Consider the following 21,743-nt stretch of genomic DNA (forward strand, 5'->3'; position numbering starts at 1 on the left):
CGTGATCTTGTGCAAAGCAAAGGAAGACGGGTGATTGGTATCGTAGCTGCTTGGCGGGCCGTGGCCGCGATGTTCATTCTGAACGGCGCATTGTTCGGTATATGGGCCTCACGCATTCCCGCCGTTCGGGATCACCTTGGCCTGACGCACGAGGCACTTGGGCTGGGTTTGCTGTTCATGGCCGCGGGGGCCGTGTGTTCTTTCCCAATCACCGGGCGTTTGACGGATCAGTTCGGAGCGGTCGCCATCACGCGTGTGATTGCCGTTTTGTACACGTTTTCCCTGATCCTTTTGGCTTTGGCGGGCGGATTTTGGTCGTTGGCCGCTTTTTTGTTTGTGTTCGGGGCTTTTCATGGGTCGATGGATGTCGCCATGAATGCGTGGGCTGCCGAGGTTGAGCAGGCATACGACAAGCCGGTTATGTCGTCGTTTCACGCGATGTGGAGCTTGGGGGCAGGGCTGGGTGCCCTCAGCGGCTATGGCGCGGTGCAACTTGGCTTGACTGTCCTTGAACACTTTCTGCTGGCCGGGGGTGTTGTAGTGGCGTTCGCGTTGGTGTCTTCGTGGGTCAGGTGGACGTCACGCCGGACGACCTCAAGCGGAGGGGTGGTGTTTGCGATGCCCTCAGGGGTGCTTGTACTGGTCGGTTTGACTGCGATGTGCAGTGCGCTGAGCGAGGGCGCAGTTGCAGATTGGAGCGCGATTTTCTTGCGGGATGTCACCGGAGCGTCGGAGAGTGTCGCCGCCCTTGGCTACGCTGTTTTCTCGGTAACAATGGTGGCAGTCCGTCTGGCTGGTGGCGTCGCTATCGCGCGGTTTGGTCCGACCATAACGGCACGTTTCGGCGGTCTTTGTGCTGCATTGGGCGTTTTCGCGGTTGTCGCGACCGGAGAGGCATCCGTGGCTTTGGCGGGCTTTGCATTGATGGGGGTGGGCTTAGCCGTCATGATGCCGCTTGCGTTCAGCCGGGCAGCAAACGACCCTAATATTCCTCCGGGGCAGGCCATCGCCAGTGTGGCGACGTTGGGGTATGGCGGTCTGCTCATCGGGCCGCCGCTTATTGGGTTTTTGGCAGAGATGCTTACATTGCGTCTGGCGTTTACCGCATTACTGCCGCTTGCGCTGCTGATTGTTGTGCTGGCAGGCGCACTGAGGCCGGCCATCGACGACTGACTTTGAGGGGAGAACCACATGCCGATCAAAAACCGCTTTGCGGAATTGCAGGGTGAAATCACCGAGTGGCGGCGCGACATTCACGAAAACCCTGAAATCCTGTTCGAGACACATCGGACGAGCGCTCTGGTTGCGGAAAAGCTGAAGTCGTTCGGATGTGACGAAGTCGTCACCGGAATCGGCCGAACTGGTGTCGTTGGCGTCATCAAGGGTAAGGCCAACACGAGCGGCAAGGTCATTGGGTTGCGGGCTGACATGGATGCCTTGCCGATCCAAGAGGCCACCGGACTTGACTATGCCTCTAAGACGGACGGTGCCATGCATGCGTGCGGGCATGACGGGCACACCGCGATGCTGTTGGGTGCGGCCAAGTATTTGTCAGAGACACGAAACTTTGACGGGACCGTTGTCGTAATTTTTCAGCCTGCCGAAGAAGGTGGCGGAGGTGGGCGCGAGATGTGCGAAGACGGTATGATGGACCGCTGGAACATTCAGGAGGTCTACGGGATGCACAACTGGCCCGGGCGTCCCGTCGGCAGTTTTGCAATTCGTCCCGGTGCGTTTTTTGCTGCCACCGACCAGTTTGACATTACGTTTGAAGGCAAGGGTGGACACGCCGCTAAACCACATGAGACTGTGGATACGACAGTGATGACGGCTCAGGCTGTTCTGGCCTTGCAGACAATCGCATCGCGCAATGCTGATCCAGTTGATCAAATCGTCGTTTCGGTCACCGCATTCGAAACGTCCTCGATGGCGTTCAATGTCATACCACAATCCGTCAAGCTAAAGGGCACCGTACGGACCATGAGCGAAGGGATGCGCGATCTGGCCGAGAAACGCATCAATGAGATCTGTAGCGGAGTGGCTGCAACCTTTGGCGGCGTTGCAGATGTGACCTATTACCGTGGGTACCCGGTCATGGTGAACAGTGACGTGCAAACCGACTTTGCGGCAGAGGTCGCGCGCTCGGTCGCGGGGGCTTGCGATGACGCGCCGCTGATCATGGGGGGCGAGGATTTCGCCTTTATGCTCGAGGAACGACCGGGTGCTTATATCCTGGTCGGCAATGGGGATACGGCTGCCGTACACCATCCTGAATACAACTTTAATGACGAGGCTATTCCGGCAGGCTGCAGTTGGTGGGCCGAGATCGTCGAGCAGCGGATGCCTGCCCTTTGAATGGCCGGTCAACGTGGGGGCTCTGCCCCCACACCCCCGGGATATTTTCAGCCAGATGAAGAAGGATCCCCTGCATCCAGTTCGAGCTGGGTGCTCAGGGTGTCTACGATGTCGTCCAATGCCGTGTTTTGCGTATTCACGCAGGACTGCGCGGCTTGACGCGCTGCGTTCAATGCAGATGGATCAGATAGCCACTTTGCCACAGCATTTGTCAATTCTGAGGCCGTTTTGACCTCGAGCGCGCCGCCTGTTTCGACAAGTGGGGCAAATGTTTCGGCAAAGTTGAAATACCCGGGACCTGTAAGAACTGCCGCGTTCGCCTGCGCAGGCTCAAATGGGTTGTGGCCGCCGATTTCTTTTAGCGAGCCGCCTAGAAACACGATCGGGCAGAGCGCATACCATGTGCCCGTTTCACCCAGGGTGTCTGCGACATAGACCTGAGTATTATCGTTGATGGCTTCGTTTTTGGATCGCAGGGCCGAACTGAGCTGCGCTTGAGTTACGAGCGTTTTTACGTCTTCGCGACGTTCGGGGTGGCGCGGGATAAGCAGGAGCAGAAGGTCAGGCCACTGTTTCAGCAATTCACTATGCGCTTCCAGCACGGTTTCTTCTTCGCCCGCGTGGGTCGAACTGGCGATCCAGACCGGTCGGTCACCGATCTGCTGCTGCACGGCTGTCAGAGTTTGTGCGTCCACGGGCAATGGGTCGGACATCGCTTTCAGATTTGTGCCGGGTTTAACGCGATCCCGGGTGGCGCCCATATCAATCAGATTGGCTGCCGTCCGGTCGTTCTGCGTTAGAAACAGTACAAACTGGTCCAATATGAACCGTGCCGTTTGAGGTCGTTTTTTCCAGCCCGCGACTGATTTTTCCGACAGACGTGCGTTCAAAAGGGCAAGCGGCGCGCCGCGAGAGGCAGTTTCCACGATGAGCCGCGGCCAGATTTCGCTTTCAACGAAAATACCCGCATCGGGCCGCCAATGGCTGAGGAACCGAGTCACAGGACCACCGGCATCCAGCGGTGGGTACTGATGCCTTGTCCGCGGGGGCATGCGCTTTTCTATCAACGCGGCAGATGTTGGGGTGCCGGAGGTGATCAAAAACTCGGCAGTTGGCAGGCGTTCACCCAAACGTTTGATCAGGCTGATGACGGAGAGTGTTTCTCCAACGCTTGCAGCGTGAAACCAGATCAATTGACCATCAGGTCGCGGCTGGCTGGCGTGGCCTAGACGCTCATGTTGGCGGGCCGTCGGCACATCGGCAGCCAACATCTTTTTCCGAACGGTGTGCCATATGACAGGAGCAGCGACAGCAGTGGCGCCGCAATACAATTGGTAAAGCAGCGTCGGTCGGCCAGATATGTCTGGCATGTCAGCCGCCTGTATGGCTCATGTGGCGGCTCATCTTGCCATCCACCGCCTGACGGGAATAGTCGAAATCATGACCTTTTGGTTTAAGGTTGATCGCGGCGCGAATTGCGTCTTCCAGGGGTTCTTCGGTATCGGGGTGATCGCGCAATGGCGCACGTAGATCGGCCATATCTTCTTGACCCAGGCACATATACAACTCACCCGTGCAGGTCAGGCGAACGCGATTGCAGCTTTCGCAGAAATTATGAGACAGGGGCGTGATAAAGCCGATTTTCTGGCCAGTTTCCTCGAGCCGCACATAACGGGCGGGGCCGCCTGTGCGTTCGGCCAGATCGGTCACCGCGTAGTGGTTTTCGTATTCCTTGCGAACGTCCTTGAGGGACCAGTATTGATCCAGACGGTCTTCGTTGCCGATGTCGCCCATTGGCATGACCTCAATCCAGGTCAGGTCCATGTCGCGCTCGGCACACCAATTTGTGATGGTGGGAAGCTCTTGCTCGTTAAACCCTTTCAAGGCTACGGCGTTGATCTTGACACGTAACCCCGCCTTCTGGGCCGCATCAATGCCGTTCAGCACCTGTTTCAGTCGACCCCAGCGAGTGATAGCGGCAAACTTGTCATCGTCCAAAGTGTCAAGCGACACGTTCACGCGGCGCACACCGGCTGCATACAAGTCATCAGCAAAGCGATGAAGCTGCGATCCATTTGTGGTCAGCGTCAGTTCCTTTAGGGCGCCGCTGTCCAAATGCCGGGTCATCGCATTGAAAAAAGACATGATATTTCGGCGCACAAGGGGCTCACCGCCCGTGATGCGCAGTTTCTCGACACCCATGCGCACGAAGGCCGAGCACATCCTGTCCAGCTCTTCCAGCGTCAGCAGGTCCTTTTTGGGTAGGAACTTCATGTCCTCGGACATGCAATAGACACAACGGAAATCGCAGCGGTCCGTGACGGAGACGCGGAGATAGGTGATGGCACGAGCGAACGGGTCGATAAGCGGAGCTGTCATGCGACATAGGTAAAGCGGCGACTGCCCTGCGACAAGGGGTATAGTGCTTTGGTCTGGTACAGGTCCGCGCAGAAGGGTAGGATTCCTATATGAGATACGTTCTGATTACTTTGTGTTTTCTAATAGCGGGTTGCGATGCTGTTCGATCCACAACAGATCGCGTATTCAAACGCGAAGCACCCGCAGGCGAACCCGAGGTTGCCGCCGAAGAGGAAGTGGCAGAGCCTGAACCGCTGCCAGCGACTGCTGCTGGCTGGATCGGTGCCAAGACGACGGTCGCCAGTCTTGGGGACCCAACGACACCGGGTCGGTGGCTTCAGACGCCTCTGGTCGATACCGAATTCACGGGCCGGGTGCTTGTCCCGAGGACCGGCGCGCAGGCCTATATCACTTTGGTTCCTGCGCCGGGGCCCGAAAGCGGCGGCAGCAGACTTTCTTTGGATGCGATGCGGGCGCTGTTGCTACCATTGGATGAATTGGTTGAACTGGAGGTCTATGCCAATTGATCCTTGAGGTATTTGCCGGCTTCGCGGCGCGCGAAGGGTTTCATCGCGTCACCGTGGAGTTTTAGAAAGTCTATGACTCTGTCTTGGTCGTGTTTCGACAATTCGCGCAACCACCAGGCGATGGCCTTTTGAATAAACCAATCACGGTCTGATACATAGTTTGCCGCCCAGTCCAAAATCCGATCCCGGCGTTCTAAATTCGCAGGTTTTGGGTGGTTCTGCTTCGTCCATGGCAGTGTTGCGACAAGCGCGGCGCGCCGGGTCCACATATGATCCGAGGCTGTCCAAACCTCGATCTGGTCCAGCCGGGCGGGATCCGCAGACACGCGTTTCTGCATCGCTATGCAAGCGTGATCAGCAACCGCCCATGCGTCAAAGTCCGGCAGCCAGCTTTGCAGCAGTTCCCAAACGGCGTCGTCTGGTCGAATTCGGGCCTGCGTCAGCAACTTGGCAGCGGCAAGGCGGGTTTCATGGATGTCCATTTGCCAAAGCGCGTCCGCCAGATCAACGCGCGCGGCCAGGTCCAACTCTTGCCGCCATGCCTTGGTCAGATCGTTCAGGACCGGATTGGCAACACCCAGATAATCACGATCAACCTTGTGATACGCGGCCATCTGTTCTGCCCGTTCGGGATCCGCATATGCTTTGATTTGGTCCAGATAAGGGCCTGCCGACATCAGCTTGGCACTCGGGTCGGTTTACCGTCGATGGTCTGCTGGTTTTTCTCAACCCAATAGGCGCGGATATCGTCATCAGACTTACCGTCTACCCATTTCTGCATCGTGTCGCGCTCTGAATTGTAGTCCATGAAAGGAACTGCATATCCGCAAGAGGTCTGAACAAGATCAACGTCCAGAACATAGATCTGGCGGGCGCTGCGATGCTCGGGGAACAACGCGGCCAAATCGTCCCAGCCTTCATCGCCCACGTGCAAGGTGCGCGCCGTGCCATATGTACGCAGGATCAGGGGGCGGGTCGTGAAAGAGCACCACATCAGCGTCATTCTGTTGATGTCCAACAGATGTCCTGCTGTTTCATTACCGCTGCCCGTAAGATTCATCCAAACGATCCGGTTCGGGCCCAGGATGCGCAGAGAATCCATTCCCTTGGGTGAGATGTTGACACGCCCCTCTGTTGCGGCGGTGCCGACAAAGAACATGTGCTGGTCATTGATGAATTTCTGCTGAGCTTCATCGAGCGAGGGGAAGTGCTTGGCCATGGATCACTCCACCGTGACTGATTTCGCGAGATTGCGTGGTTGGTCGACATCCGTTCCCTTGGCCACCGCTGTATGATAGGCCAGCAATTGCGCCGGAACCGAGTACAGGATCGGCGCGAGGCTGGGATGAACATGCGGCATACGGATGGTGCTCCACACCCCGTCTTCCGCCTCGGCTATACCATTGTCGTCCGAGACCAGAATGACCTTGCCTTTGCGCGCCATGACCTCTTGCATATTGGAAACGGTTTTATCGAATACCGCATCGCGCGGGGCCATCACGACCACTGGCATATGTTTGTCGATCAAGGCAATGGGGCCGTGCTTTAGCTCACCTGACGCGTAACCTTCGGCGTGTATATAGCTGATTTCTTTAAGTTTCAGCGCACCTTCCATTGCCAGTGGGTACATCAATCCACGCCCCAAAAACAGTACGTCGCGCGCCTCTGAGAGGCGCTGGGCCGATTTGCGGATGGCAGCGTTCTGTTCCAAAGCTGTGTTCAGTACTGACGGCAATCCCCGCAACGCCGCCGCGTGATCGGCGAGCTCCTCGTTCGTCAAGGTGCCGCGGTCAGTCGCGGCCTTGAGCGCCAGCATCAACAGGACACTCAACTGACAGGTAAACGCCTTCGTCGAGGCCACACCGATTTCGACCCCTGCATGGATAGGCAGCGCAATATCGCTTTCACGCGCGATCGAGCTTTCGGGCACGTTGACCACCGAGACAACTTTGTCTGCTCTGCCCTCGCAATACCGCAACGCGGCCAGAGTGTCGGCAGTCTCGCCGGATTGGCTGACAAACAACGCGGCAGTTCGTTCTGCAATTGGGGGTTCGCGGTAGCGAAATTCGCTGGCAATGTCGACTTCAACCGGCATTTTGGCAAGTTGCTCGAACCAGTACTTCGCGGTCAGACAGGCGTAGAACGCAGTACCGCAGGCCACCATGGTCAAGCGATCCAGCTTGGTGAAATCAAGTTCACCGGGCAGGACGACCTGATCCCCACCTGTGCGCAAGTATGATCGAATGGCTTCGGCTACGACCACGGGCTGTTCCGCGATCTCTTTTGCCATGAAATGCTTGTGGCCGGCTTTGTCTGCCCGAGACTGGTCAAGTTTGATCTGCCGAACCTCGCGATTGACCAATTCGCCGGCCTCGCTGCGGATCTCTAGCGAGGTGCGGGTCAGAACGGCGCGATCCCCTTCTTCAAGATAGGTGATCCGATCCGTCAGCGGCGCAAGCGCGATGGCGTCCGAGCCGACAAACATTTCACCGTCACCGTGACCGATCGCCAGCGGAGAGCCTTTGCGTGCGGCGACAATCAGGTCATCCTGCCCGTCGAACAAAAAAGCCAAAGCAAATGCACCCTCCAACCGGTCGATGGTACTGTTTGCAGCCTCGACAGGTGAAAGGCCGGTTTTCAGAAAGTGCTCGGCCATAAGCGCAACGGTTTCAGTGTCGGTTTCGGTTACGAAATTCACACCGTGCTCAGCCAACTCGGCCCGCAACTCACGATAGTTTTCGACGATGCCGTTGTGAACCACAGCGACGGGTCCAGCTTGGTGGGGGTGCGCGTTTGTGACCGACGGCGCCCCATGCGTAGCCCACCGCGTATGACCGATGCCTGACTTGCCCGGCAGGGGGTCATGCACCAGCAGATCGCTCAGGTTGACAAGCTTTCCGACAGCCCGACGACGACCAAGTGTACCGCCGTTGACCGTTGCGATCCCTGCGCTGTCATAGCCGCGATACTCAAGACGTTTCAGCGCTTCGACCAGAATGGGGGCGACTTCATGCTCGCCCAGAACACCTACGATCCCGCACATGGGTCAAGCTCCTTTGTCGCGGCGAGCCTTTTTCGCCTTCAACATGTCAAACAACTTGCGCGCATATCCGGATTTGTTCTCTTGTTTGGCGCGCGCTACGGCCAAGGCGTCGGGTTCGACATCGCGGGTCACGACAGTTCCGGTTGCAGTCATCGCCCCATCGCCCACTTGTACCGGAGCGACCAGCATCGTGTTGGATCCGATGAACACGTTTTCACCAATCGTGGTCTTGTGTTTCATCACGCCATCATAGTTGCAGGTGATTGTGCCCGCCCCGATATTCGTCGCAGCACCTACTGCAGCATCCCCGATATAGCTGAGGTGATTTACCTTGGCACCTTCGGCGATCTCGGCATTTTTGATTTCAACGAAATTTCCAATGCGCGTGTCCTCGGCCAGTTCTGTGCCGGGGCGTAGGCGCGCATATGGTCCCACGACTGCGCCACGGCTGACATGACAGCCCTCAAGGTGCGAGAACGCACGGATCGTCGCGCCGCTCTCAACAGTGACGCCGGGCCCAAAGACCACATTCGGTTCAATGACCGTGTCCCGCCCAATGACAGTATCCGCAGACAGATAAACGCTTTCAGGTGCCATCATGGTGACGCCCAAATCCAGCAGTGCGCGGCGGGCGCGGATTTGGAATTCAGCATCTGCCGCAGCAAGGTCGGCGCGGGAATCCACGCCCAGCGTTTCGGCCTCGTCGCATTTGATGGCGGTTGCGCTCAGCCCGCGCGCATTTGTCAAAGCGGCAAGTTCGGTCAGGTAGTACTCGCCAGATGCGTTGTCGTTTCCGACTTGATCTATCAGGTCGAACAGCAAGGTCGCATCGCAGGCCAGTAGGCCGCTGTTGGTGAAGCGGATCGCTCGTTGTTCTTCAGTGGCGTCCTTGTATTCCACGATTTCGACCAGCCGGTCGCCCTCCATGATCAGGCGACCGTACCGGGGTTGAACTTCGGCGATGTCAAAACCGAGCATGACAAGATCATGCGCGGCGCGGGCATCAATCATGCGCTTTAAAGTGTCTGGTTCGATAAACGGTGTGTCGCCGTAAAGGACGATCACATTTCCCTGGAACCCGGCCAAAGCGTCACGGGCCTGTGCCACCGCGTGCGCCGTGCCCAGTTGTTCTTCTTGCCGGACGACGACGGCTGTTTCATCTTCGGTTTTGGCGGCCTTTTCGACGGCTTCGGCGCCATGCCCCGTAACGATCACTGTGCGCTCGGGCTCAAGATGTGCGGCGGCGCGCATAGCGTGGACCAGCATCGGTGTTTGTGCGATCGGATGCAGAACTTTTGGGATGTCCGAATTCATCCTGGTGCCTTTTCCCGCGGCAAGGATGACAAGGGCGGTGCTCATGAAATCGTTTTCTCTTTGTGTTTTGTTGCCGTCCGTTTTATCCGCTGAGGGCAAAGGCGCAAGCGGTTCAACCATCAAACAAGATTGCCGTTTGCAACAAGACGTGGCGAAAATCCGCCGAGGCAGGAGGCAAAATGCGCACAGTTATTTTTGATCTGGATGGCACTTTGGCCGACACCTCTGGTGATCTGCTTGAGGCCGCAAACCATTGTTTCCGCCACATGGGTCACGGAGATGTCCTTGTTCATGGGCAGGATGCGGCGGTTGCGTTACGTGGCGGTCGGATGATGTTGACCCACGGATTGAAACGGGTCGATGCGTTTCATGAGCAGACGATTCTGGATTACTATCCGATGTTGCTGGACGCCTATGCGCAAGCCATCGACACTCATACAAAGTTTTACCCGGGCGCTCTGGACGCGGTCGAAGCGCTGAAGAAGGCGGGGTACGGTGTAGGGATATGCACAAACAAACCCGAAAGTTTGGCGCATCAACTGTTGTCGCAGATGGGGGTTCGGGATCAATTTGCCTCGTTGATCGGTGCAGACACACTAGCGGTCCGCAAGCCGGACCCTGAACCTTTGCGCGAAGCTGCACGCAGGGCAGGGGGCCACCCGGATATGTGTGTACTGATCGGGGATTCGGATACAGACCGGAACACGGCCCGCGCCGCCGGAGTGCCGTCGGTTCTGGTAACCTTCGGTCCTTCGGGGGATGATATGGCTGCATTGGAACCCGAAGCTCTGCTGCATCGCTTTGATGATCTGCCCGACGTTGTTGAAGCATTGATCGGTGCGGCGGCTTAATCACTTGACCGGAACTGCACTCGGCCTCAGAACAGGCATATGACGGAAAGCTTTACTGGCAGTTTTACCCAACAGGAACCCATCCCCGAAGAGGCGGTCGAGGCGGCGATGGCCGTTCTGCGACACGGACGATTGCACCGTTATAATGTTGTGCCGGGTGAATTGGGCGAGACCGCGCTTTTGGAACAGGAATTCGCCAGCCAGATGGGGGCGAAATACTGTCTGGCAGTTTCCTCCGGGGGATACGCGCTGGCAACGGCTTTGCGGGCCGTTGGCGTGCAGCCCGGCGATCCGGTTTTAACCAACGCCTTTACGCTGGCACCAGTCCCGGGATCTATCGCCTCGGTCAGTGCAAAACCGGTTTTCGTGGGCGTGACCGAAAGTTTGACGATTGATCTGGACGATCTCGAAGCCAAGCTGGATCAGGCGCGGGTTTTGATGCTGAGTCATATGCGCGGTCATCTGTGTGATATGGATCGTCTGATGCAGATGTGCGACGCAGCCGGGGTAACGGTCATTGAAGATTGCGCGCATACAATGGGGGCTGCTTGGCGGGGGAAACTGTCAGGACGGCAAGGTGCAATTGGATGCTATTCCTGCCAGACATATAAACACGTCAATTCCGGTGAAGGCGGTTTGCTGATCACCGATGACGAGGAACTGGCGGCAAAGGCCACGATGCTATCGGGGTCCTACATGCTGTATGAGCGCCATCTTGCGGCGCCGGGACCTGAGGTATTTGAACGGATCAAATACACGACGCCCAACGTGTCAGGCCGTATGGACAATCTGCGGGCTGCTATTCTGCGCCCTCAATTGCGCGATCTGGATCGGCAGGTGCGGCGCTGGAACGAGCGTTATTCTGAACTTGAAGCCGGCTTACGCGGCACGCCGGGTTTAACCATCGTTGAGCGGCCAGAGGCGGAAACGTTTGTTGGATCCTCCATCCAGTTTTTGTTGTTGGATTGGTCCTCCGACCGGATTGCCGATGTGATCCGACGTTGCGCTGGACGTGGAGTGGAGTTGAAGTGGTTCGGGGGGGCGGAACCCACGGGTTTCACGTCGCGCTATGACAGTTGGCGTTACGCGGATAGCGATCCTTTACCTGCAAGCGACCGGATATTGGCAGGCGTTATGGATATGCGCGTGCCGCTGACTTTTTCCCTTGAGGATTGCCGCCTGATTGCGCGGATCATTCGCGCCGAGGTTGGGGCGGTTTTTCAATCGTAACGAAGCGGAGTGCGCTTTCCGCGCACGCTCGATAGCTGGCGCCGCTGCCCCTGACGGGACAGCGGTGTGTTTCTGTGCGGCGGTCGTTGACCGCGATTGGAAACGCTGATATTTATTGAACAACCGTTCATTAAAGCGAAAGAGGAGATCGCAAATGTTCACGGCGACCATGCAATTTGATCTGGGTGAAGATGTGAACGCCCTTCGTGAAATGGTGCACCGTTGGGCGCAGGAGCGGGTCAAGCCAATAGCGGCAGAGGTCGACGCGTCGAACGCATTTCCGAACGAACTTTGGCGTGAGATGGGGGATCTGGGGTTACTGGGCATCACCGTTTCAGAAGAATATGGCGGTGCGGGGATGTCCTATCTGGCCCATACGGTCGCGATCGAGGAAATCGCGCGGGCGTCGGCGTCAGTGTCGTTGTCGTACGGGGCACATTCGAATCTCTGTGTGAACCAGATCAAGCTGAATGGGACGGATGAGCAGAAAGCCAATTATCTGCCGCGTCTGATATCGGGCGAGCATATTGGGGCTTTGGCAATGTCCGAAGCCTCGGCTGGATCAGATGTCGTGTCGATGAAGTTGCGGGCGGAAAAGCGCAATGATCATTACCGTTTGAATGGCAGCAAGTATTGGATCACCAACGGGCCGGACGCGGATACTTTGGTCGTTTATGCCAAGACAGATCCGGAAGCTGGTTCAAAGGGTATTACGGCGTTTCTGATCGAAAAAGAGATGACGGGATTCTCGACCTCCCCCCATTTCGACAAGCTGGGAATGCGCGGGTCAAACACGGCGGAACTGATCTTCGAGGATGTTGAGGTTCCGTTTGAAAATGTTCTGGGCGAAGAGGGCAAGGGTGTGGCCGTTCTGATGTCCGGTCTGGACTACGAGCGCGTCGTGCTTGCCGGGATCGGGACTGGCATCATGGCGGCCTGTTTGGATGAGGTCATGCCTTATCTGTCCGAGCGCAAGCAATTTGGGAAACCCATTGGCAGCTTCCAACTTATGCAGGGAAAGATAGCCGATATGTACACGGCGATGAATTCGGCGCGCGCCTATGTGTACGAAGTTGCCAAGGCCTGCGACCGGGGCGACGTCACCCGTCAGGACGCTGCGGCATGCTGCCTATACGCGTCCGAGGCCGCGATGACGCAGGCGCATCAGGCTGTGCAGGCGATGGGTGGCGCGGGTTTCCTGTCCGACTCGGCGGTCAGTCGTATTTTCCGGGATGCCAAACTGATGGAAATCGGTGCAGGCACCAGTGAAATTCGCCGGATGTTGATCGGGCGCGAATTGATGAATGAAATGCTCTGACAAAAAGCCCCGCAACTTTGTCAGCTGCGGGGCGTTGTCTGAAAAGGATCAGAAGCGATGGACGTAAGTTACGCCGATCAGCCACGGATCAATCTCGGCCTCACCGATATCTACGCCGTTAAGCGAAACGTCCGAGTCAATGTCGAACCAGCGAACGTTCAGACGAACTGCGCCTTGCTCGGTGATCGCGTAGTCAAGACCAGCTTGCAGCGCGATGCCGACCGAATTGTCAAGCTCGAGGTCGCCGAGCGGAGAGTTTTCATCGAAGAAGATGGTGTAGTTGACGCCCGCGCCGACATACGGCGTCCACGCGCTGCCGGTGTCGAAGTGGTAGTTCAGCGACAGGGTGGGGGGCAGGTGCTTGAGGCTTCCTGCGTCAACGCTGCCGCCCAGAGTAACCTCATGGCTGAACGGGGTCGCGGCCAGCAATTCGATGCCCAGGTTGTCGCGAACAAAGTATTCGACGGTGAAGATCGCGCTGACACCGGAATCGACCTCGGCGTCGAACCCGGCCAGGGTGCCATTGTCAGATTTGGGGTCCAGATAACCGGCACCGATACCGACGGTCCAGTCGCCTTGGGACTGAGCGAAAGCAGGAGCGGCAAGCGCCATCAGCGCGGTGGAAAGGGTCAATGCGACGAGTTTTTTGGTCATTTTGCAACCTTTGAATATGTTGATGAAGGCGTTTTGCATGAGGACGGGGCGAAAAACTCTGATCTGCATCAAGTTTTTGTGACATGGCAAAACCTCGCCTCTGGGCAAAATGCCCGGGAATCCAAGGATTTTTCGAATGCGTCCCGCTGATTGCATACCTGGTTTGCTTGAAAGTGGATGCTGGGACATCCCTGAACGGCTGAATATGGCGCAGCAATGCCTGTCTGGCCCGCGTGACCGGATAGCTGTCATCGACCTTACAGGCGCAGAGCCTGAGACCGTCACAATCGCGCAGTTAGAGCGTATGACGGATGGGATTGCCCGTTACTTGCAGGCCAAGGTGCAGCGCGGGGATCGGGTCGGCGTTCTTCTTAGCCAATCGCCGTGGTGCGCGGCGGCTCATCTGGCGATCTGGAAGATCGGGGCAATCTCAGTTCCGTTGTTCAAACTGTTCAAACGGGATGCGCTGGCGTCCCGGGTTGGTGATGCTGGTGCGAAACTTGTACTGACGGACCGCGAAGGCGCCACGTTATTAGGCGACCTCGCCGAAGCGGCACTGGTTGAGAGCATTACGCCTACTGACCAGACGGTTCCCTACACAGATACGGGCCCTGAAGACCCTGCTGTGTTGATCTATACGTCCGGAACCACTGGCACGCCTAAGGGTGCGTTGCATGGGCACAGGGTACTGACCGGGCACTTGCCGGGCGTGTCCATTAGCCACAACCACTTGCAGGACGGAGACTGCTTGTGGACGCCAGCGGATTGGGCCTGGATCGGCGGTTTGTTCGACGTTCTGATGCCCGGTTTGGCGCTGGGCATACCCGTGGTCGCGGCACGGCTTGAGAAATTCACCCCAGGCGCCTGCGCCGATGTGGTCGCACGGGGTGGGGTGCGCAACGCGTTTTTTCCGCCCACCGCGCTTCGGATGTTGAAGGCCGCGGATCAGAGCATCCCCGGCCTGCGCTCGGTCGCGTCGGGCGGCGAGCCGCTTGGGGCCGAGATGTTGGCATGGGGTCAGCAGGCATTCGGCCTGACGATCAACGAATTCTACGGGCAGACCGAATGCAATATGGTCGTGTCCTCTTGTGCCGAAGACTTTCCGGTGCGGCCCGGGTGCATTGGCCAGCCTGTTCCCGGCCATGAGGTCGCGGTGATTGACGAAGACGGTAAGCCCACGCGCGAAGAGGGCGATGTAGCCATCCGGCGCGGCTCGGCCTCGATGCTTCTGGAATATTGGAATCGCCCCGAGGCGACGGCTGAGAAATTCCGAGGAGACTGGCTGATCACCGGGGACCGTGGTGTGTGGGAGGGCGAGTACCTGCGCTTCGTTGGCCGAGATGATGACGTGATTACCTCGGCCGGATACCGCATCGGCCCCGCCGAGATCGAGGATTGCTTGCTGACTCACCCGGCCGTGGCGACCGTGGGTGTGGTCGGAAAGCCCGACCCGCTGCGGACCGAGATCGTGAAGGCCTACGTCGTGTTGAAACAGGGAGCCGAAGCGACGGGTGCTGAGTTGCAAGAGTGGGTCAAAGACCGTCTGGCGCAGTATTCCTACCCGCGCGAGGTGGAGTTTCTGGAGGAACTACCGATGACGGTGACGGGGAAGGTGATCCGGAAAGAGTTGAAGGCGCTGGCGGCGCAAGAGGCCGGGCTATGATGCGGGCTATGATTAAGAACCTAAATTTCGCGGCTTTGGTTGCCTTTGCCTGCACCGCAGTGCCTGCCACGAGCTTAGCCGACGAAAGTAGCCCCTATGCATGGACCAAACGATGCCTTGCGAGCGCAGAAGGTAAACTAGACGAGGCCGGGAAAACGCAAGAGTGCATAGCGGTGATTACCACCTATTGCCGGTTCTCCACGGATGTCCATTCTTGCTACAAAGACTTGTCGACAAGTTTCACTCAGCAGTCCAGCGATATCATGGATGCGCTTCCGGAAGGCATAGGTGCTTTGCCTCCTCAGGAACATTTTTATGAAAAGCGATTGGAACTTGTGAGAGAAACAAGTGTTGCCAGTCGTTGTGGCAAGCCAGATCTTGATACGGAATGCGCTGCATTGGTGTCCTTCGGGCGTTACCTCGGCGCGTTGTCTTTAGCCTCTTGGGTGGAAAAGAAGGAGGAGAGCCAGTGAAGCTCGCTAGTAATGCAATAACAACCTCCGACAGCTTCAAAGCAAACCGCACCGCCCATCTCGACGCTCTGGCGCAAATCTCTGCCGCTGCCGAAGCGGCTCGGATGGGGGGCGGCGAGAAATCTCGTGCGCGGCACGTCTCTCGGGGCAAGATGCTCCCACGCCGTAGGGTGGCGAACCTGCTGGACCCGGGGTCTCCGTTTCTGGAAATTGGCGCGACGGCTGCGCATGGGATGTATGGCGACGCTGCGCCTTGTGCCGGGGTGATCGCGGGGATTGGCCGGGTGCAGGGGCGTGAGGTCATGGTGGTGTGCAACGACGCCACCGTGAAGGGCGGCACCTACTATCCGATGACCGTCAAGAAACACCTCCGCGCGCAGGAGATTGCCGAGGAAAACCATCTGCCCTGTATCTATCTGGTTGATAGCGGCGGTGCGAATCTGCCCAATCAGGATGAAGTGTTCCCCGACCGCGATCACTTTGGCCGCATCTTCTACAATCAGGCGCGGATGAGCGCGAAGGGCATCCCCCAGATTGCCGTGGTGATGGGGTCATGTACGGCAGGCGGGGCCTATGTGCCCGCAATGTCGGACGTGACGATCATCGTCAAAGAGCAGGGGACAATCTTTCTGGCCGGGCCGCCTCTGGTCAAGGCCGCGACCGGAGAGGTGGTCAGCGCCGAGGATTTGGGTGGTGGCGATGTACATACCCGTCTGTCTGGCGTGGCGGATTACCTGGCCGAGGATGACGCCCACGCGCTGGCTTTGGCGCGGCGGGCGGTGGGGTCACTCAACCTGCGCAAACCGCAGACGGTGGATTGGGCCAGCCCCGAGGACCCGGCCTATGACCCTGAAGAAATCCTTGGCGTTGTCCCCGCCGATCTTCGCACACCTTATGACATTCGTGAGGTGATCGCGCGTGTGGTCGATGGCTCTCGGTTCGATGAGTTCAAGCCGCGCTTTGGGGAAACGCTGGTGACTGGTTTTGCCCATGTTAAAGGCTGCCCGGTCGGGATCATCGCTAATAACGGGGTGCTGTTTTCCGAGGCCGCGCAAAAGGGCGCGCATTTCGTGGAATTGTGTTCGCAACGTCGTATCCCGTTGGTGTTCCTGCAAAACATCACTGGTTTCATGGTGGGCCGCAAATACGAAAACGAAGGCATCGCCCGGCATGGGGCCAAGATGGTGACCGCCGTGGCAACGACGAGCGTGCCCAAGGTCACGATGCTGGTCGGTGGCTCGTTTGGTGCGGGGAATTACGGCATGGCCGGTCGTGCCTATCAGCCGCGGTTCCTGTGGACCTGGCCGAACTCACGGATATCGGTCATGGGGGGCGAGCAAGCGGCGGGCGTTCTGGCTACCGTGAAACGTGACGGAATCGAGCGGCAAGGCGGCACCTGGTCGGCGGAAGAAGAGGCCGAGTTTAAACGCCCGACGCTTGATATGTTCGAAGAGCAATCGCACCCGCTTTATGCCTCGGCCCGCCTGTGGGACGACGGCGTCATCGACCCGCGTAAATCAAGAGATGTGCTGGGCCTTTCACTGAGCGCCGCACTGAATGCCCCGATCGAGGAGACACGTTTCGGCGTGTTCAGGATGTGATTATGGATATTAAGAAAAAAATTTGGGAAACGATCCCTGAATTTAAAATACCAGATTTTACCAGTCGAGCTGAAATATCAGTCTATTTGGTCCATAACTCTAGGGATCCTGAAGATTACTTTTTCCTATTCGACTTTGAAGAATTCGTAGATCGATCGAATGGTGGTTATTTCGTACGCCCCGTAATTCGGATTTTCGCAGGGCGGGACGATTTTAGCCGTACACGGTTTGCACGTGAGTTTCGCGAGGTTTTCGCGCGCGAATTCGACCGGATGCGTGCTGAGCTTGCGGCAAAGAAAGGGAAACGTGGCTGGCTGAGTTGGAGTTTTGGTCTGAACTCGGCAGTTGATGTTGTTGGTGGGCTGGTTGGTAACCTCGTTCTAGCTGCTGCGATGTCGGTGGGTAAAAGAGTGCTGGGGGATATCTCGTTGCCACGTGTCTTAGCGGGGAAAAGCGATGAGGCGAAGCTGGCGGACGAAATCGACCGCACCAAGAGCAAAGTAGAAAGGGCTTTGGCCGAAATCGAAATCACAATTCACCCTGAGCTTTACTATCATGCCTATCGCGATGGGCATCTTGGCAAAATCAGCAGAATGGACCGGGATGCATGGCCACTTCCTGAATATGTAAGGTCGCATCTGCAGGACGAAAAAAGCGGCTCTTGGTGGTAGGAGGATTCGGGTGTTCAACAAAATCCTAATAGCCAACCGGGGTGAGATCGCCTGCCGGGTTATTGAAACCGCTCAGAAGATGGGCGTTTCCTGTGTGGCCGTTTTTTCTGATGCTGATGCGTCAGCCAAACATGTGCAGATGGCGGATGAGGCTGTTCATATCGGTGGTGCTGCTCCGGCCGAGAGTTACCTTAGGGGCGACGTGATCATTCAGGCTGCGCTGACCAAAGGCGCGCAAGCCATTCACCCGGGTTATGGCTTTCTGTCGGAAAACCCCGAATTTGTTGATGCCGTCGAAGCAGCAGGTCTGACTTTCATCGGACCTTCTGCAGATGCCATCCGAAAGATGGGCCTTAAAGACGCGGCCAAAGCACTGATGGAGCAGGCGGGTGTTCCGGTTGTGCCCGGTTATCACGGAGACAATCAGGACCCCGAGCATCTGTCCGGCGCTGCCGATGCGATAGGGTACCCGGTCCTGATCAAAGCTGTTGCAGGTGGTGGTGGCAAAGGAATGCGTTTGGTCGAAAGGTCCGAGGACTTTGCGACCGCGCTGGACAGTGCCCGTGGTGAGGCGAAAACAGCCTTTGGCAACGATGCTGTGCTGGTCGAGAAATTTGTTGCCAAACCGCGCCATATCGAGGTGCAGGTTTTTGGCGACGGCACCCATGCGGTGCATTTGTTCGAGCGGGACTGCTCTTTGCAGCGGCGACATCAGAAGGTGATCGAAGAAGCTCCGGCCCCTGGAATGACAGCCGAAATGCGTCAGGCGATGGGACAGGCCGGTGTGCGTGCCGCCGAGGTGATTGGTTACAAAGGTGCCGGGACGGTTGAGTTTATCGTTGACGCATCGGACGGGCTTCGCCCAGATCGGTTCTGGTTCATGGAGATGAATACCCGATTGCAGGTCGAACATCCTGTGACCGAAGCAATCACCGGCGTGGACTTGGTCGAATGGCAATTGCGGGTTGCGGCAGGCGAAAGTCTGCCTCGGCAACAACAGGAACTCTCGATCAACGGTCATGCCTTTGAAGCACGTCTTTATGCCGAAGACGTGCCCAAAGGCTTCTTGCCTGCTACGGGAACGCTGACGCATCTTTGGTTCCCTGATGAATGCCGGGCCGATAGCGGTGTGCGCGCTGGTGATACGATCAGCCCTTGGTATGACCCCATGATTGCCAAGGTCGTGGTGCATGGCCCGACGCGTTCGGTTGCCTTGGAAAGCCTGCACCGCGCCTTGCGTCGGACCGAAGTGGCTGGGACTGTCACCAACCTTGCGTTTTTGGGTGCCTTGACCCGCCATAATGGCTTCGCTTCGGGTGACGTTGATACCGGTCTGATAGGGCGCGAACTGGCCGATCTAGTGCCCGAAACGCGTGCGAACAACGCCCTGGCTGTGGCTGCAGCAATGACCGCGTTGTATTTGGTGGAGACCGCTCCAGAGGCCGGGTTCACTTTGTGGGGCGCATTGCATCGCGAGGTGAAACTGGCTCGGAACGGAGAGGAACTTCTACTGGACGTGCAGGTCCAAGGCCCGGATCGGCAAGTTTGGGAGGTCGGTGGCCAGCAGATCATCGCACGGCGGCGCGGTCAGGAGTGGGATATCGACGGTAGCCCCATGCCAAAGGTCGCAATCTCGGGGGCTGTGATTACAGTTTTCGACGACTATGGGCAGGAATTCGAGTTTATTGACCCTCTGGACCGAGACACCAGCGCAGCGGGGGACACCAATGTGATCGAAGCGCCCATGCCGGGGCTGGTCAAGGCCGTGTTCGCATCGGCGGGTCAGGCGGTGAAAGAGGGGGATCGCCTCGCCATCCTCGAAGCCATGAAGATGGAGCATTCGCTGCTGGCTGCGCGGGATGGGGTTGTGGCTGAGGTTTTAGCTGAAGCCGGTGCTCAGGTCGAAGCGGGCGCGGCGTTGGTTCGGCTGGCCGAGGATTAACCTGTCCCGGCGGTGCTTTGCGTGGCACAGTCAATCTGTCTGCATTTGAAATGGGAAGAAATCGGGGAGGGATGCGCTGATGAAAGAACGGGTCGAGATATTTGAGGTCGGGCCGCGGGACGGGTTGCAAAACGAACAGCGCGAAATCCCGGTGGCAGAAAAGGTGGCGTTGGTCGATTGCCTTAGCCGAGCGGGTTTCAACCGAATTGAGGTTGCCAGTTTTGTGTCGCCCAAATGGGTTCCACAAATGGCTGGCAGTGCCGAAGTCTTGGCGGGTATCAATCGTGCTGATCAGGTTCGATATGCTGCACTGACGCCCAATATGCGCGGATATGAGGATGCGCTGTCGGCCAAGGCCGACGAGATTGCGGTATTTGCCTCGGCGTCCGAAGGGTTTTCCAAAGCAAACATCAACGCAACGATTGCGGAATCCATCGAGCGTTTTACACCGATCCTTGAGGCCGCGCGCCACATTGACCTACCGGTCCGTGGGTATGTCTCTTGTGTGACGGACTGCCCTTATGATGGTCCGACGCCACCCGAAAAAGTGGCCGAGGTGGCAGACAAGCTTTTCGCGTTGGGATGCTACGAAGTCTCGCTGGGCGATACGATCGGGCAGGGGACGCCAGATAAAATTGCGCACATGCTGTTGGCTGTGCGTGATCGCGTCCCGGTCACGCGGTTGGCGGGACATTTCCACGACACCAACGGACGGGCGATCGACAACATTGATGCTGCTTTGGCGTTGGGTGTCCGCACATTCGACACTGCGGTGGGCGGATTGGGCGGATGCCCCTACGCGCCCGGTGGCGCAGGAAATGTCGCAACCGAAGCGGTGGTCGCACATCTTGAGCGGCTTGGTTACGAGACCGGAATTGATCAATCGGTGATAGAAGAAGCTGCGCAGATGGCGCGCGCTATGCGAGCGGGTTAGACGACAACATGTTTGAAACGATTTCCATTGCCACAGATACGCGCGGCGTTGCCAACCTGACGCTGAACCGCCCCGAAAAGCACAACGCCATGTCGGCGCAAATGATCGCCGAGCTGACGCAGGCCGCTGCTCAACTCGGGGAGGACGCCGAGGTGCGCGTTGTCACCCTGTCCGGGGCAGGCAAAAGCTTTTGCGCAGGTGGCGATCTTGGTTGGATGCAAGAGCAGATGGCTGCAGATCCCGAAACGCGCTTTGTCGAAGCGCGGAAACTTGCGGAAATGCTGCAGGCGCTGAACACGATGCCCAAACCCCTGATCGGAGCGGTGCAAGGCAATGCCTTCGGTGGCGGTGTAGGGCTCGCGGCCGTATGCGACGTGGCCATCGGCGTCGACACGCTTAAGATGGGGTTAACAGAAACCAAGCTTGGCCTGATCCCGGCCACGATCGGTCCATATGTGATCGCTCGGATGGGTGAGGCGCGCGCCCGGCGCGTTTTCATGTCCGCGCGGCTGTTCAACGCGGCCGAGGCGGTGGATCTGGGACTGCTTGCCAAAACGGTTTCTCAGGACGACCTTGCCGGGGCAGTAGAAGCCGAAGTTTTACCCTATTTGTCCTGTGCGCCGGGGGCCGTCGCGTCTGCCAAGGCACTTGCGCAAGCATTGGGTCCTGTCATTGACGATACCGTGATCGATCAGACGATACGGGCGCTTGTCTCCCGTTGGGAGACGGCAGAGGCGCAAGAGGGAATCAGTGCCTTCTTTGAAAAACGAAAACCTGTATGGAATCGTAAGGTTTAGCTTCAAAAGATC

Annotated in this window: 20 protein-coding genes; 13 read left to right on the forward strand and 7 right to left on the reverse strand. The window is 57.7% G+C overall.

Annotated elements, in window-relative coordinates; translation table 11 throughout:
- The first annotated feature begins 30 nt into the window (after positions 1-30).
- Positions 31-1,173: an MFS transporter gene (locus ACR0BD_RS09890; protein ID WP_480830171.1), complete on the forward strand. Its 1,143-nt coding sequence runs from the start codon at positions 31-33 to the stop codon at positions 1,171-1,173.
- 18 nt (positions 1,174-1,191) lie between these two features.
- Positions 1,192-2,355 (forward strand): M20 aminoacylase family protein, encoded by a 1,164-nt coding sequence (locus tag ACR0BD_RS09895; protein ID WP_480830172.1) that lies wholly within the window; start codon positions 1,192-1,194, stop codon positions 2,353-2,355.
- A gap of 47 nt (positions 2,356-2,402) precedes the next feature.
- On the opposite strand, the gene ACR0BD_RS09900 is transcribed toward ACR0BD_RS09895, so the two are convergent.
- Together ACR0BD_RS09900 and moaA are read right to left on the reverse strand one after the other, a co-directional pair.
- Positions 2,403-3,725, reverse strand: coding sequence for a 3-deoxy-D-manno-octulosonic acid transferase (locus ACR0BD_RS09900; protein WP_480830173.1), 1,323 nt, complete (start codon positions 3,723-3,725; stop codon positions 2,403-2,405).
- Position 3,726: 1 nt separating this feature from the next.
- Positions 3,727-4,734, reverse strand: a complete 1,008-nt coding sequence (gene moaA / locus ACR0BD_RS09905; protein WP_480830174.1) for a GTP 3',8-cyclase MoaA — start codon at positions 4,732-4,734, stop codon at positions 3,727-3,729.
- Positions 4,735-4,823: 89 nt separating this feature from the next.
- On the opposite strand from moaA, the gene ACR0BD_RS09910 reads away from it, so the two are divergent.
- Positions 4,824-5,240 carry a hypothetical protein gene (locus ACR0BD_RS09910; protein ID WP_480830175.1) on the forward strand — a complete coding sequence of 139 codons (417 nt, stop codon included), beginning with the start codon at positions 4,824-4,826 and terminating at the stop codon, positions 5,238-5,240.
- On the opposite strand, the gene ACR0BD_RS09915 is transcribed toward ACR0BD_RS09910, so the two are convergent.
- From ACR0BD_RS09915 to glmU, 4 genes are read right to left on the reverse strand one after another with little or no spacing between them, the layout of a single operon-like run.
- Positions 5,228-5,917, reverse strand: a complete 690-nt coding sequence (locus tag ACR0BD_RS09915) for a DNA alkylation repair protein (protein ID WP_480830176.1) — start codon at positions 5,915-5,917, stop codon at positions 5,228-5,230. The two genes, ACR0BD_RS09910 and ACR0BD_RS09915, sit on opposite strands and share 13 nt — an antisense overlap.
- Positions 5,917-6,459, reverse strand: a complete 543-nt coding sequence (locus ACR0BD_RS09920) for a pyridoxamine 5'-phosphate oxidase family protein (RefSeq protein ID WP_480830177.1) — start codon at positions 6,457-6,459, stop codon at positions 5,917-5,919. Before ACR0BD_RS09920 ends, ACR0BD_RS09915 begins: the two co-directional genes overlap by 1 nt.
- A gap of 3 nt (positions 6,460-6,462) precedes the next feature.
- Positions 6,463-8,283 carry a glutamine--fructose-6-phosphate transaminase (isomerizing) gene (gene glmS / locus ACR0BD_RS09925; RefSeq protein ID WP_480830178.1) on the reverse strand — a complete coding sequence of 607 codons (1,821 nt, stop codon included), beginning with the start codon at positions 8,281-8,283 and terminating at the stop codon, positions 6,463-6,465.
- A 3-nt stretch (positions 8,284-8,286) separates the two neighbouring features.
- Positions 8,287-9,642, reverse strand: a complete 1,356-nt coding sequence (glmU, locus tag ACR0BD_RS09930; RefSeq protein ID WP_480830179.1) for a bifunctional UDP-N-acetylglucosamine diphosphorylase/glucosamine-1-phosphate N-acetyltransferase GlmU — start codon at positions 9,640-9,642, stop codon at positions 8,287-8,289.
- Between the two features lie 134 nt (positions 9,643-9,776).
- Between glmU and ACR0BD_RS09935 the strand changes: the two genes are divergently transcribed.
- The 3 genes from ACR0BD_RS09935 (at position 9,777) to ACR0BD_RS09945 (ending at position 12,996) form a co-directional block, all read left to right on the forward strand.
- Positions 9,777-10,448 carry an HAD-IA family hydrolase gene (locus tag ACR0BD_RS09935; RefSeq protein WP_480830180.1) on the forward strand — a complete coding sequence of 224 codons (672 nt, stop codon included), beginning with the start codon at positions 9,777-9,779 and terminating at the stop codon, positions 10,446-10,448.
- Positions 10,449-10,487: 39 nt separating this feature from the next.
- Positions 10,488-11,678, forward strand: a complete 1,191-nt coding sequence (locus ACR0BD_RS09940; RefSeq protein ID WP_480830181.1) for a DegT/DnrJ/EryC1/StrS family aminotransferase — start codon at positions 10,488-10,490, stop codon at positions 11,676-11,678.
- 154 nt (positions 11,679-11,832) lie between these two features.
- A complete protein-coding gene (locus tag ACR0BD_RS09945; RefSeq protein ID WP_480830182.1) occupies positions 11,833-12,996 on the forward strand; it encodes an isovaleryl-CoA dehydrogenase in 1,164 nt (387 codons plus the stop codon).
- A 48-nt stretch (positions 12,997-13,044) separates the two neighbouring features.
- Here the strand turns inward: ACR0BD_RS09945 and ACR0BD_RS09950 are convergent, their stop codons facing one another.
- Positions 13,045-13,650: an OmpW/AlkL family protein gene (locus ACR0BD_RS09950; RefSeq protein ID WP_480830183.1), complete on the reverse strand. Its 606-nt coding sequence runs from the start codon at positions 13,648-13,650 to the stop codon at positions 13,045-13,047.
- Positions 13,651-13,786: 136 nt separating this feature from the next.
- Between ACR0BD_RS09950 and ACR0BD_RS09955 the strand changes: the two genes are divergently transcribed.
- The 7 genes from ACR0BD_RS09955 to ACR0BD_RS09985 all read left to right on the forward strand — a co-directional run bounded on the left by ACR0BD_RS09955 (position 13,787) and on the right by ACR0BD_RS09985 (position 21,731).
- Entirely contained in the window at positions 13,787-15,313 is a 1,527-nt protein-coding gene (locus ACR0BD_RS09955) for an AMP-binding protein (protein ID WP_480830184.1), read from the forward strand.
- Positions 15,314-15,321: 8 nt separating this feature from the next.
- Positions 15,322-15,786, forward strand: coding sequence for a hypothetical protein (locus ACR0BD_RS09960; RefSeq protein WP_480830185.1), 465 nt, complete (start codon positions 15,322-15,324; stop codon positions 15,784-15,786).
- Positions 15,783-17,387 carry a carboxyl transferase domain-containing protein gene (locus ACR0BD_RS09965; protein ID WP_480830186.1) on the forward strand — a complete coding sequence of 535 codons (1,605 nt, stop codon included), beginning with the start codon at positions 15,783-15,785 and terminating at the stop codon, positions 17,385-17,387. Before ACR0BD_RS09960 ends, ACR0BD_RS09965 begins: the two co-directional genes overlap by 4 nt.
- A 2-nt stretch (positions 17,388-17,389) precedes the next feature.
- Positions 17,390-18,058, forward strand: a complete 669-nt coding sequence (locus ACR0BD_RS09970) for a hypothetical protein (RefSeq protein WP_480830187.1) — start codon at positions 17,390-17,392, stop codon at positions 18,056-18,058.
- Between the two features lie 10 nt (positions 18,059-18,068).
- Complete coding sequence (locus tag ACR0BD_RS09975) at positions 18,069-20,000, forward strand: acetyl/propionyl/methylcrotonyl-CoA carboxylase subunit alpha (protein WP_480830188.1); 1,932 nt, start codon at positions 18,069-18,071, stop codon at positions 19,998-20,000.
- A gap of 79 nt (positions 20,001-20,079) precedes the next feature.
- On the forward strand, positions 20,080-20,934 hold the full coding sequence (locus tag ACR0BD_RS09980) for a hydroxymethylglutaryl-CoA lyase (protein WP_480830189.1): 855 nt from the start codon (positions 20,080-20,082) through the stop codon (positions 20,932-20,934).
- An 8-nt stretch (positions 20,935-20,942) separates the two neighbouring features.
- Positions 20,943-21,731, forward strand: a complete 789-nt coding sequence (locus ACR0BD_RS09985; protein ID WP_480830190.1) for a crotonase/enoyl-CoA hydratase family protein — start codon at positions 20,943-20,945, stop codon at positions 21,729-21,731.
- Positions 21,732-21,743 lie beyond the last annotated feature (12 nt).

It is taken from the genome of Ruegeria sp. G5, assembly GCF_056533365.1.

Bases quoted from the DNA above. Each gene is read 5' to 3' on its own strand.
- ACR0BD_RS09895 (WP_480830172.1), top strand. From the start codon at position 1,192: ATGCCGATCAAAAACCGCTTTGCGGAATTGCAGGGTGAAATCACCGAG.
- ACR0BD_RS09900 (WP_480830173.1), bottom strand. From the start codon at position 3,725: ATGCCAGACATATCTGGCCGACCGACGCTGCTTTACCAATTGTATTGC.
- moaA (WP_480830174.1), bottom strand. From the start codon at position 4,734: ATGACAGCTCCGCTTATCGACCCGTTCGCTCGTGCCATCACCTATCTC.
- ACR0BD_RS09910 (WP_480830175.1), top strand. From the start codon at position 4,824: ATGAGATACGTTCTGATTACTTTGTGTTTTCTAATAGCGGGTTGCGAT.
- ACR0BD_RS09915 (WP_480830176.1), bottom strand. From the start codon at position 5,917: ATGTCGGCAGGCCCTTATCTGGACCAAATCAAAGCATATGCGGATCCC.
- ACR0BD_RS09920 (WP_480830177.1), bottom strand. From the start codon at position 6,459: ATGGCCAAGCACTTCCCCTCGCTCGATGAAGCTCAGCAGAAATTCATC.
- glmS (WP_480830178.1), bottom strand. From the start codon at position 8,283: ATGTGCGGGATCGTAGGTGTTCTGGGCGAGCATGAAGTCGCCCCCATT.
- glmU (WP_480830179.1), bottom strand. From the start codon at position 9,642: ATGAGCACCGCCCTTGTCATCCTTGCCGCGGGAAAAGGCACCAGGATG.
- ACR0BD_RS09935 (WP_480830180.1), top strand. From the start codon at position 9,777: ATGCGCACAGTTATTTTTGATCTGGATGGCACTTTGGCCGACACCTCT.
- ACR0BD_RS09940 (WP_480830181.1), top strand. From the start codon at position 10,488: ATGACGGAAAGCTTTACTGGCAGTTTTACCCAACAGGAACCCATCCCC.
- ACR0BD_RS09945 (WP_480830182.1), top strand. From the start codon at position 11,833: ATGTTCACGGCGACCATGCAATTTGATCTGGGTGAAGATGTGAACGCC.
- ACR0BD_RS09950 (WP_480830183.1), bottom strand. From the start codon at position 13,650: ATGACCAAAAAACTCGTCGCATTGACCCTTTCCACCGCGCTGATGGCG.
- ACR0BD_RS09955 (WP_480830184.1), top strand. From the start codon at position 13,787: ATGCGTCCCGCTGATTGCATACCTGGTTTGCTTGAAAGTGGATGCTGG.
- ACR0BD_RS09960 (WP_480830185.1), top strand. From the start codon at position 15,322: ATGATTAAGAACCTAAATTTCGCGGCTTTGGTTGCCTTTGCCTGCACC.
- ACR0BD_RS09970 (WP_480830187.1), top strand. From the start codon at position 17,390: ATGGATATTAAGAAAAAAATTTGGGAAACGATCCCTGAATTTAAAATA.
- ACR0BD_RS09980 (WP_480830189.1), top strand. From the start codon at position 20,080: ATGAAAGAACGGGTCGAGATATTTGAGGTCGGGCCGCGGGACGGGTTG.
- ACR0BD_RS09985 (WP_480830190.1), top strand. From the start codon at position 20,943: ATGTTTGAAACGATTTCCATTGCCACAGATACGCGCGGCGTTGCCAAC.